Source organism: Microcoleus sp. F10-B2, assembly GCF_036704965.1.
In the GTDB taxonomy this organism is placed as follows: Bacteria; Cyanobacteriota; Cyanobacteriia; order Cyanobacteriales; family Microcoleaceae; genus Microcoleus.
The window spans coordinates 1-1,332 of sequence record NZ_JAUBTB010000229.1; the positions used below are offsets into that span (position 1 = coordinate 1).

General features: G+C 42.3%; 2 protein-coding genes. Both read right to left on the reverse strand.

From position 1 onward, the window contains the following. Nucleotides 1-60 precede the first annotated feature (60 nt). Nucleotides 61-621, reverse strand: coding sequence for a hypothetical protein (locus QUA99_RS32825; RefSeq protein ID WP_333245837.1), 561 nt, complete (start codon nt 619-621; stop codon nt 61-63). A gap of 168 nt (nt 622-789) precedes the next feature. Then, on the reverse strand, nt 790-1,119 hold the full coding sequence (locus tag QUA99_RS32830; RefSeq protein WP_333245835.1) for an AMP-binding protein: 330 nt from the start codon (nt 1,117-1,119) through the stop codon (nt 790-792). Nucleotides 1,120-1,332: the final 213 nt, after the last annotated feature.

Consider the following 1,332-nt stretch of genomic DNA (forward strand, 5'->3'; position numbering starts at 1 on the left):
CATAATATTGCTTTTAAATGTGTGTGATTTTTGACGCTCGGAGGACAACTTCATCATACCCTAGTTCAGCAACGCCTCTTTACAAAACTGAACCACCTGTTCAAAAGCCTTTTTGTTTTGCTGACCCAACAGAGTAAATCCTGTTGGGTTATTAGGGTCTACAATAAATATTGCCTCACTCTTCACATGAGTTCTGAGATTTTCATAAATTTTATCCACATCGTGTAATAATTCCTCTTTTAAAGGAGAAAGAGGGATTTCCACGTGCATCAATATTTCATAGAGATTGTCAAAACACGGCTCAATTAAACTAACGCTATAGCGTTTTTTCAAAAGATAGTTAGCTATATGAATGGTTGCGATTGAAGCCGCATAATAAAGCATGACATTGTTGGGGTTTAATGCGGCTGACAAGCCCCTCATTTTATAAAAGGTTTCTATAAACTTATTATTTAAGGTTTCTTGCTGAGTTTTTTCGGCTTCAAGCCATAACTCAGGCAACCTTTTCACAATCTCCAGTTGGGAATCAGATTGGGATTGATGAGTATGAGCATCAGCATAGTTATACTTTTGCTTAAGTGCTTCAACTTCGTGTTGAGTTAGGTCTTGAAACTTCAGCATTGTTTTCCTTTATTGTCTAAAAATTATCTAAACTGCAACACAGTTAAATTTAATTGACCGCTCACTGTGGAAAGTGATTTCCTCCCATTTCGCGTTCAGGCAGACAACGTGCCAAGAGTGAGGAAGAAGAGACTCGACTGACCGCGCTTGGGTTAGCAGCACTCATATTTAAGTGTCTTCCAGCATGAGAGCCAATCGCTCAGTTGGGTAAGCTGGGTCAAGCGGCACATAGGCTCCTCCCGCTTTGAGAATGCCCAACAGTCCCACTACCATTTCTAGAGAGCGCTCCATGCAGATCCCTACCAACACCTCTTTCTCGACACCCAATGCCTGTAGGTGGTGCGCTAGGGAGTTAGCGCGACTGTTCAACTGGCGGTAGGTGAGGCTTTCATGTTTAAACACCACTGCCACAGCATCAGGTGAAAGCTCCACAACAGCCTCAACTAGCTTATGAATACAGGTTTGCGGATATTCTGTTTTTTCGCTAGTGTGCTTCATCGGTAGTGGATGGCGTTTTACTTGGGTTAACAGCGACAATTCGTCGAGCCGTCTCGCGCAGGAGTTGCAACCAGACTTGAGAGTGCTTTCTGACTTGGAGGAGCTTTAACTCCCGAATCTTACTATTTTTGGGAATAGACATCTCCAAAAACAATTAAAGCCTTTGTGTAACTAGCCTGTATGACGTAAATGCAATCATCCTAAATTAGCGAC

Excerpts from the sequence above, each read along its gene's own strand:
- QUA99_RS32830 (WP_333245835.1), bottom strand. The coding sequence starts at position 1,119 with ATGAAGCACACTAGCGAAAAAACAGAATATCCGCAAACCTGTATTCAT.
- QUA99_RS32825 (WP_333245837.1), bottom strand. The coding sequence starts at position 621 with ATGCTGAAGTTTCAAGACCTAACTCAACACGAAGTTGAAGCACTTAAG.